The 8,718-nt window shown below is 55.9% G+C and carries 11 protein-coding genes; all 11 read right to left on the bottom strand.

Going from position 1 to position 8,718, the window contains the following annotated elements:
* On the bottom strand, nt 1-194 hold a 194-nt coding region (locus OKB81_RS18045), incomplete at its 3' end, for a hypothetical protein (protein WP_270805359.1).
* Nucleotides 195-628: 434 nt separating this feature from the next.
* Complete coding sequence (locus OKB81_RS18040; protein WP_270805358.1) at nt 629-931, bottom strand: YkvA family protein; 303 nt, start codon at nt 929-931, stop codon at nt 629-631.
* Nucleotides 924-1,280: a hypothetical protein gene (locus OKB81_RS18035; RefSeq protein WP_270805357.1), complete on the bottom strand. Its 357-nt coding sequence runs from the start codon at nt 1,278-1,280 to the stop codon at nt 924-926. Before OKB81_RS18035 ends, OKB81_RS18040 begins: the two co-directional genes overlap by 8 nt.
* 147 nt (nt 1,281-1,427) lie before the next feature.
* The gene (locus OKB81_RS18030) at nt 1,428-2,633 is read right to left on the bottom strand and encodes a tyrosine-type recombinase/integrase (protein WP_270805356.1); all 1,206 of its coding nucleotides are present in this window, start codon (nt 2,631-2,633) and stop codon (nt 1,428-1,430) included.
* A 596-nt stretch (nt 2,634-3,229) separates the two neighbouring features.
* A complete protein-coding gene (locus OKB81_RS18025; protein WP_270805355.1) occupies nt 3,230-3,679 on the bottom strand; it encodes a hypothetical protein in 450 nt (149 codons plus the stop codon).
* A gap of 45 nt (nt 3,680-3,724) precedes the next feature.
* The gene (locus OKB81_RS18020; protein WP_270805353.1) at nt 3,725-4,393 is read right to left on the bottom strand and encodes a hypothetical protein; all 669 of its coding nucleotides are present in this window, start codon (nt 4,391-4,393) and stop codon (nt 3,725-3,727) included.
* A 12-nt stretch (nt 4,394-4,405) separates the two neighbouring features.
* Nucleotides 4,406-4,672: a hypothetical protein gene (locus OKB81_RS18015; protein ID WP_270805352.1), complete on the bottom strand. Its 267-nt coding sequence runs from the start codon at nt 4,670-4,672 to the stop codon at nt 4,406-4,408.
* Between the two features lie 241 nt (nt 4,673-4,913).
* Nucleotides 4,914-5,234: a DUF5681 domain-containing protein gene (locus OKB81_RS18010; RefSeq protein WP_270805351.1), complete on the bottom strand. Its 321-nt coding sequence runs from the start codon at nt 5,232-5,234 to the stop codon at nt 4,914-4,916.
* Between the two features lie 397 nt (nt 5,235-5,631).
* Nucleotides 5,632-7,686, bottom strand: a complete 2,055-nt coding sequence (locus OKB81_RS18005; RefSeq protein ID WP_270674782.1) for an AAA family ATPase — start codon at nt 7,684-7,686, stop codon at nt 5,632-5,634.
* Between the two features lie 187 nt (nt 7,687-7,873).
* A complete protein-coding gene (locus OKB81_RS18000) occupies nt 7,874-8,110 on the bottom strand; it encodes a hypothetical protein (protein ID WP_270674785.1) in 237 nt (78 codons plus the stop codon).
* 126 nt (nt 8,111-8,236) lie between these two features.
* On the bottom strand, nt 8,237-8,718 hold a 482-nt coding region (locus OKB81_RS17995; RefSeq protein WP_270805350.1), incomplete at its 5' end, for a hypothetical protein.

Here is an 8,718-nt window from a genome sequence, read left to right as displayed (position 1 = left end):
ATGAACACAATCAAGCCAGATAGCCAGATAGCCAGATAGCCAGATAGCCAGATAGCCAGATAGCCAGATAGCCAGATAGCCAGATAGCCAGATAGCCAGATAGCCAGATAGCCAGATAGCCAGATAGCCAGATAGCCAGATAGCCAGATAGCCAGATAGCCAGATAGCCAGATAGCCAGTATAAATCTCGCCAATAAGGTCAATACTGAAAAGTGTCAGAAAATCAGCCCTTCTGATCTGGTACTGAGTTTCTCGGCGGTATGGTTGAGCAAGGTGAGTATGGGGGCAGGGCCGCCGGGCACGGAGTCTGCGGTGTCGCCGGGTCCAGGCCTGGCCTTGTCGGCGTCAGCCGCAAGGGCTGGCGAGAGGGGGTCGGCGCAGCCGCTTGCTCCGGATGTGAGTGGGGGCTCTTTGGTTGGCGCGGTGTCGGGGGTGTTTGATGCTGCTGCCGTGTTACTGACAGATTTAGGGGTCTCTTCAACGCGGTTTTTACGGGGTCTTGTCATGATAGTTTCCTTACAACATCGTTAGATAACCAGAGATTGCGATCTCCAGATCATCGGTAGATGGGTCATAGATAAAGGGTCATAGAAAACGCGATAGCGTGACAGGACCGACTCCATCACTGTCACAGTGATCTCATTCGGTCCTTGGCGGATTGACGGTGGTGTGACTTAACCGGCAATGCGGCTAATGCCGAGGTGATGACCGATAAGTCATCCAGATAACCGGCAAATGGAATGGGATCTGGTACCACGTCGAACGGGTTTACCAGATAAGCCAGCGTACCGATGATGAGCGCATAGCACCAGACCGGCAGATCGCCATCCGTGAGCAGGACATACAAGAGCACGGCCTTCTCCAGCAGCTCCTTAATCCCCTTGATCTCTTTTAACTTGCGCATGATGTCGCTATGGCTGGGATTACTCATGGTGCATCCCCTCCAGGGTGGTGATCAGCGGTGCATCTGAGTGGATCAGCAGGTAAATCCCAGCACCCTCATCGTTGAGAATGGCCAGCAACAAACGCCAATCTTCGGATATGGCGAACTCTTGCTCCGGGTAACGCAAACCGAACATCACCTGATTCTGGGTATGCTGTGGCATGGCTTGGAACTCACTCACCGAGTCCGTCATCTCGATAATGACCAGACTACAACCGGTCGTGTCCCAGAATGCTCTTGCCTCCTCTACTGATGAAAAGGGCTCGATAATCCGTTCCATGACCGAGACATGGAGTGCCGGGTAGGCCGCGAGCAATGTCTCCTCCGGCCATTCCATACAAGTTTTCATCGTGTTTCTCTCCAACAAAAAGGCCCTTAAGCTCAGATGAACTTAAGGGCCTGGGAACTGTGAAATGTGGACCAACAGCCGATGTGACAGCGCTGTCTGGTAATTAATATCTGTTTATAAACAATACCTTTTCGGTCACTCCGCCTGGATCATAGACGAGAGACCTTCGCTGATATTGCGACTGCGCTCAGAAGTCAGCTTTGCATACCGCTGGGAGGATTGAATGCTGGCGTGGGCCAGTTGCGCCTTGACGTCATACAGGCTGTATTGCCCGGAAGAGACCAAGGCACTGGCGACCGAATGGCGAGCTGTATGGAAGCAGACCTCATCGCGGTCTTCGATACCGGCTTTCTGCAACACCCGTTCATAGGCACATCTGGGTTCACCGATGGGCTTGCCCTGACAGCGAATATGCTGGCTCGCGAACACATAGGGATTACCGGCTATTCTGGGGAGCTTCTCCAGAATATTGATAGCCAATGTGCTCAGGTAAATGATCCGGCTCTTGCCATTCTTGGTTAGGGGTACGAACAGCGTCTTATCCTCCCAGTTCACATGTTCCCATTTAGCGAGTAACACCTCTGACTTTCTCGCCCCCGTCAGGTAGAGCATCGCGATGAAGCTGCCTGCGGCTTGATTGCGATCCTGCAATGCCACCTCAATGACCCGTTTCATCTCTTCAATCGATAGGAAGCGCGTCCTGGCATTGTCCTCCTTCAACAGCTTGATCTTGGCCGCCTCATTGGTGTCCAGAATACCCCAGCGCACCGCATAGCTGCCCATGGTCTTTAACTGGGCCAACACCCGGTTGGCGGTACTCGGTGCGTAGGCGGTCTGCTGAGGGTCGTTGGGGTGAACCATCTCCGATTGCAACTGCAGGACATCCATCGCCTTGAGTTGCCGGTAACGCATGGCACCAAAGCGTGGTTCTATGTTGTGTTTGAACCGCTGAATGTCGCTGTTGATCGATCGTTTGCCGATGGTCTTGAGGTGCGGCAAAAAGGTCTGCCAGAAGAACTCCGAAAGGGTGGGCTCAGTTTTGTAGCTATCCCGCTCTGCTACCGGGTCGATGCCTTCTGCCAGCATCGCCTTGTACTTGCGGGCAATGGTCCTGGCTTGGCTCACGTCAATATCTCCGAATCGTCCCAAAGCGATGCTGCGCTTCTTGCCCTGGAGGGTATAGCGCAGTAGGAAACGCTTACTGCCCTGGCTTTTTCCTGACAAGAGTTTTAAGCCAATGACCTCTGTATCGGAGAACTCCAGTTCAGTAGCGCCTGCGTCTCGTAGTTGTGCGGGCAAAGCCTTGATGGCTGCATTGGTAAAGCGAAATTTGGTCTGCATAGATACCTCCGATGATGGGTTAGATCATGGGATTAATATCTGTTTCAAAGGTGATTCAATGCGGGTTTAGGAGGGGGTGAAGAGGAAGGAGTAACGGTGAGCGGCACTTGCTTCAGCACCAGAGACAGACCCCGGAAAAGTCCGGAGCAGTAGCCTACCAAACGTCCTTGGCTATGTTGGAAGACTGAGCAGGTTGTTCGCAGCGAGTCGCAGGAAGTAGTAAGTCGCTTAGACAAGAAATGGACAAGAAAGGAAAAGTGAGAGAGTGGAAACGTTGGGGAGCAGAAACAAAAACGACGCAATGAAGCGTCGTATCTGTTTAATCTGTAAGGCTTTTTTCTTCAATTTTAATGGTGCCTGAGGCCGGAATCGAACCGGCACGCCGCGAACGGCGAGGGATTTTAAAACCCAAAGCTACGGCCATGGGGGGATAATGGCAGCTTTAACGGGTTGATTCAATGGGGTTACGGTTATTTCAGGTTACGTTTAAGCAAGGCAGGAGTTCGCGGAATTTCGCGTCGCCAGGGGAGAGATGATGAAAAGCCGCCAGAGGACGAAAGGCGGCTTGAGTTACGGGGGTAAAGGTTTACTGGGCGTTACGCCTCTAGCCGTGCGAGGATGGCGTCACCTTGGCGCAACGCTTTGCGCACGGTTCTCTTATCGCCGGGCCAGTTGGGGATGCGGGAGATGTTCCCCCACGACTCAGCATGCCATTGCAGGTACGTGCGCAGGAAACGAGCCTCTGAGCCTGTCAGCGTCAGAACCTTGCCGTCACACTCCAGTTTGGCGACGATTCTCTCTGCACAGTCCGCGCGGTGGTCTGCCACGTCCATCTGGTGCTTAATAGCATCACGTTCGGCGGTCAGTGCGGCGATATTCTCAACGTCCAGCTCGTCCAGCTCGTCTTTGAGGCGAGCGGTCAGTTCCTGCTCTACGTCTTTCAGCTCGGCGTTGAGGTGGTCTAGGTGGGCGCTGAACTCTGCCCCCGCAGCTTTGATGCTGCCGTGCAGGTTGAGCGGGCCTTCTTCCAGAAACAAAGTCAGCATTCGTTATCTCCTGAAAACGGGCCCCGAAAGGCCCGGTTGAATTGGTTACTCGGCGGCCTGTCCGTTCTGCTCGGCTTGGGTCTTTGGCTCCGCCCGTGGTGCCAGTGCAGCTTCGTCGAATCTGGAGGCTAAAGCCTGCTCATCGACATTCAGACCGATTTCGCGGATGGTGCGGTCTACGACATTCGAGAGGCTCGAATAGGCGCTAAAATCGCGCTCATTTGCGGCGGCCTCGGCCAACAAGTCTGGGTAGTGGTTGAGAGCCGCAGCCGTTGCCACCTCGGGGGTTAGGCCGCTCAATGCTTGAGGCACACGGGCCATCGCAACGGCGATTTCCCCGCTATCAGCTATCGCGCTGCGGAACTGCTCATCAGTTAAACCCGCTGCCTTGAGACCGGCAACAATCTGAACCGCATCGGCGAGGCTGACGGAGTTCAGCACCTTGGCAACTTTGGCCTCGTGCGCGTCAGTACGGGCCAGCAGTTCATTGCCGAACTTGTCCAAATCGGCCTTGATGGCTTTGCCGTGCTGTTCTTGCAGCCGCTTATAGAGCGGGGATTTCTCGCTGCGGCTTCGGGTCGTATCGGAGTTCAGGCCGTTGAAGGCATCGATTGCCTGGTTGACTCTCAGGGCCACACGATGATGACCAACAGCCCCGTTGGGTGAGGTCTGGAATCCGCGAATAAGGGTGTCGGTGTATTTAGTAAGTGCCATTTTTTGAATCCTCTAGTGTTTGAAGTCGATACAGCGTCCATCGATTGAGATCACGATGATGCGGCGGTCTCCCGCATAGTTACGGCTCGCTTCCTGGTACTCGGAGGCGGTTGATGCGAAGAACGTAATCTTGTTGCCGTCCTCGATGATGTAGGAGCCCCTCCGGCGGTCGTCAGCGGCGACCGGGGTGCAGTCGTGCATCTCGATGACGGTCGGGAACTGGACGGCCTTCTCCAGCGCCTCCAGGCGTGCTAACCGCGCTTGTAGCGTCATAGCCATGCCTCAACCCTCCAACAGCGTCGTGTAGCGGCGTCTCAGCGCTTCCCGCTGGGCCACGTACTGCGCCCGAGAACTCGCGTAAACGACCAACTCGCCAATCGGGCTCCCGGCGATGGCTATATCGACATGCGTCCCACAACGGGCATCATCAGGCGCAACCTCAACGTGTCCGATGAAGCGAAACCCGGCGAGGACGTGCGGGCCGTATGCCTTTTCGAGCCTCCGCAGGCGGTCGTGTCGATTAATCACGGGCGCTTGCCTCTTCGAGGGCTGCCAATCGGGCCTCGAAGGTCTCAAGCTCGGCCAGCTTCGCCGCTATCAGTTTGCCGTCGAGGCTGTTCTCGGGGGTTATTGCGCGGAGCGTGGGGATTACTCGATCGAGTACCATCCGGATGGCCATGCAATCGGCCTCGGCTACCAGTGCGGCCAATTTTGCCAAGGCGTCAGCGGTCAACTCTTCTGGGATCTGATTACGCTTACCCTTCGCCCCTTTTGGCCGCCCTGCTGGGTTGCCGCTTTCACCTTTGCGAAACCGACCCTTTACTACTATTCTATTATCCATACGAGTCCCCAAATGTTTCTGATAGTAGATCAGATGTCCGCAGCAGGGGCAACTGCTTTTGTCCTGTAATTGAGCTGTTATTTACAGATAACGGATTGATAATCAGATGGCGCGCCACTGGTGGCGGGAGCTGGCCAGATAGTGGCACTGAAAACGGCGCGAAAATAAGTGATTTCACGCCCCGGCCCCCTCCCGGTACACCCTGCCCGGCCTAGTGGAATCCTCACCATCTGGGTGCGTGATTTCCTGAGCCCGCCCCGGCCCCCTCCCTACATGCACAGGGCGGGCGGGCCCATATTCAGTGGTAATACAACTCTATTACCACACCTCTCCAGATTGAGCCCGCCCGCCCTGGGTATGTAGGGGGCTGAGCGGGGCGGGCCCACCCCTTGGCTCGTTAGTGATATTCCTGTTCACTATCCGGGCGGGTGATTTCGCCGTTGTCCAGTAGGATAAGGCCGTCGCGTTCTAGTTTGCCGAGCCATTCTCGGCCCTTTCTATGGTTCCATGTGCCGTTCTGCTTCATCGAGGCCATAACTGCATCCCAGGTGGTAACACCTTCTGAGATGTCCCACAGCGCGGTAATTGCCTCATACACAGCCCGATGGCCGGCGGATAGGGTCGGCTCTGCTGACTCGTCCTCGATGATGGGGTCTCTACCATTGGCAGAGACCACCAAGCTCGGGACGTCTTCGCCGTCAGCATCGGTACATATAACCCGCTCGCTTAGGTCATAGGATCTGGCTTCGGCCTCCTCGGAGTCCTTCTGCTTGGTGCAGGCCAGCACCAGCGCTTTTGCGCCCCCAGGTTCGCGTTTCACCAGGAACTCGGTATCGAGCGCTGCACGAAAGCTCGAACTACCCCGCGCCCCTTTCGTTTCGTCCTTACCAGAGTGGTGAACTATCAAAACGGTGGCTTTCGTTGCAGCCTTGACGGCATCGCAACCGGCGATGAATGCGCCCATATCGCTGGCTTTGTTTTCGTCGGCTCCGCCAAAACAGCGAGCCAACGTATCGATGATGACCAACACCACGGGCAGCCCCGTTGTTTGCTCCACGTGCTCGGCGGCCAGCTTCAACTGCTCGACCTGCAACGGGGCTGCCACGAACACAGGTTGATTGATGCAACACAGGTTGGTTACGTTTTCCCCGTCGTTGTGCGCCAGGGCCCATGCCTTGATTCGACGGGGGACGCCTGTTCCACCTTCCCCCACCACGTAGAGCACAGCCCCCTGCTCCACCTTTTTCCCGTCCCAGCTCTTCCCCGTGGCTATGTGGCAGGCCCAAGAGATAGCGAGGAATGATTTATAGCTGCCCGATGGGCCGTAGATGGAGCTGGTACATTCGGCAGGCAACAGGCCCTTGATCAGGTACTGGCTAACGCGGTTGTAGCCCTCGAACCCAAAGGACAGCGGCAGGATAAGCTTGCGCGGCGCCTCGTCTGCCAAGTCATCGTCTCCCGCCACCTGCCCGCCGTGACTTGGCAGTTCGTGCGCCGCGACTCCAGCCAAACGGATGAGCGTGCCAGCGCCAGCACCCCCTGGTTTATCCACCTTGAAAGAGTCCCAGCGCTTGCGGTTGTTGTCGTAGTCATAGCTCCCCGGAAATTGGGCGCTCCACTCGTTGAAAGCATCCCAAGCCTTCTCGCTGGCCCCGCTTGCTTGATGCACTGCCATACCAATGCTGAGCCACTGCTCATCGGTGTCTAGGTGATCGAGGCAATATTGGATGTCAGCCACCGTCATATCATCGTGGTGGGCCGATGTGGTGCGCTTCTCTGTCTCTGGCTTTGCTGCTGGGGCCTTCTTCTCTTGCTTCTTCGGCGTTTCAAGCTTCATCAGCTCGTCAACGTCGATGAAGTCGCCCTCCCCCTCGTCGAACTCAGCGCCACCGGCGGGAACGAACATAATGCGGGCCGCCTCGTTCACCTGGGTGTCCAGCTTACTCTGGGGAATATCCAGGAAGTCGGCCAACACCGCTTGGCAGTGCTCAATCTCTGCGGCGCCCATCATGGGTCGATTGGTGGGGAACAGGAAGCGGCCAGAATGCGTGTCAGCGCCCTTTAGCGGGTGTTTGTGTCCGGTGGTGCTGTGGTAGAGGAAGGCGACGCGCGAGCGCTTTACCGCGCGTTTAAGCACTCTCATACTCACCTCGTCCACCGCATCCACATCGAGCCAAAGTAGGGAGCGCGACTTGGCGTGTTCCTTGTCGCGCTCCCCGTCGAACTGGGCGGAGACGTACGGCAGGCTCTTCTTGAACTCGTCGTATTCGGTTTTGCTTTCGGTGCCATCGAGTGCGGGGCGGTCGATAGCGTAGCCCCGCAGCATTTCGCAAAAGTCGGCGAACGTTTGTGTGTGGGGCTTGGGGTTTGTGTCATTTACGCGGCGACCAATGGCGAAATGCAACGGCACGCCATTCACATCGGGGGCTTGCGGGTGTAAATTAATAGTCATGTATCGTATCCTTTCATTGGTCGTTGGCCGCCTCGCTCGCCAAAGTTGCGGCGGCCAACTTCTTGGGGCCCTCTGGAACATCCAGGGGGCTTTTTATTGCGGTTTCAGCGCCGTTTTTAGCGGCAATATCTGGCAGGCCGCGTCCCGCCTGTAACGCCTCATGATTTTGCATCCGTCGGCGCATGCTTTAGCCCTGCTGTTCGGGCAGGAGTCCACCCAGCCAGAGGCCGAAAATCGGCTCGTTCACGTACATCCGCTTGCCCACGATGCGGCAGCAGCGACTGAGGCCAGGGCGCTCCTCCCGCTTCCAGAAAAGGGTCTTGAGCGTGCTGCGGGAGAATTGTGGGTACTGCTCTGCGATCTCAGCGACGGGCTTCCAGTTGCTCACTTGCTGGCTGAGCTGAACGAGGTTCATATTTTCCATCTTTGATTCCTTCTGTTTGGGTTATTACTAGTTAGCTGCGGTTATCGGTCATGCGTAGGTTGCCAAAACCACGCCCCCGATGACGGAAGATAATGAATAACGGTTTTTAGCTCTGAAAATTCCATATTATTTAGATGAATCAACGCCAGACAGCTTTGATAACGCCTCCAGCATCTGAACAAAGTCGTTATTGCGATGCATTTCCCTATAGAGCCCCAAATGGAGAGTTATCTCTGGGCTTCTCCTGGTAACGTAATCCCCGACGGTTCTCTTGCTGGTGCCTGCATACGCGGCAATATCGGCTTGTTTGCGCGGGTAACGCTCATCGATAAGCTGAACCAATGCGACAACATGCGGGTTAACAGCTCCCTTCTGCGCCCTAGGCCAAGGCTTCTTGCCGTCGATATGTTGGCGAGCGCCTTCGGCGACGAACTTCATCACCAAAGGGGGCGGGGGTATGTCGTTGGCGACCATAAAGCAGAATGCCTCTAGCACCTGATTTACTCGGTGCTTGCTGTTCCTTTGGGCCTCTTGCATATTCCGGCCGATCATGAACACCGATTCCGGTTCAACGTGAACACCATTTCCGGACCAATGTGAACGCTCAT

This window comes from Aeromonas sp. QDB56 (assembly GCF_027705505.1).
Lineage (GTDB): Bacteria > Pseudomonadota > Gammaproteobacteria > Enterobacterales > Aeromonadaceae > Aeromonas > Aeromonas caviae.
The sequence above is the reverse complement of the archived record's forward strand: the minus strand, read 5'-3'. Positions and strand labels throughout refer to the sequence as shown.

What these genes read in the sequence shown, in the direction of transcription:
- OKB81_RS18040 (WP_270805358.1), bottom strand. Translation starts at nt 931, where the DNA reads ATGAGTAATCCCAGCCATAGCGACATCATGCGCAAGTTAAAAGAGATC.
- OKB81_RS18035 (WP_270805357.1), bottom strand. Translation starts at nt 1,280, where the DNA reads ATGGAATGGCCGGAGGAGACATTGCTCGCGGCCTACCCGGCACTCCAT.
- OKB81_RS18030 (WP_270805356.1), bottom strand. Translation starts at nt 2,633, where the DNA reads ATGCAGACCAAATTTCGCTTTACCAATGCAGCCATCAAGGCTTTGCCC.
- OKB81_RS18025 (WP_270805355.1), bottom strand. Translation starts at nt 3,679, where the DNA reads ATGCTGACTTTGTTTCTGGAAGAAGGCCCGCTCAACCTGCACGGCAGC.
- OKB81_RS18020 (WP_270805353.1), bottom strand. Translation starts at nt 4,393, where the DNA reads ATGGCACTTACTAAATACACCGACACCCTTATTCGCGGATTCCAGACC.
- OKB81_RS18015 (WP_270805352.1), bottom strand. Translation starts at nt 4,672, where the DNA reads ATGGCTATGACGCTACAAGCGCGGTTAGCACGCCTGGAGGCGCTGGAG.
- OKB81_RS18010 (WP_270805351.1), bottom strand. Translation starts at nt 5,234, where the DNA reads ATGGATAATAGAATAGTAGTAAAGGGTCGGTTTCGCAAAGGTGAAAGC.
- OKB81_RS18005 (WP_270674782.1), bottom strand. Translation starts at nt 7,686, where the DNA reads ATGACTATTAATTTACACCCGCAAGCCCCCGATGTGAATGGCGTGCCG.
- OKB81_RS18000 (WP_270674785.1), bottom strand. Translation starts at nt 8,110, where the DNA reads ATGGAAAATATGAACCTCGTTCAGCTCAGCCAGCAAGTGAGCAACTGG.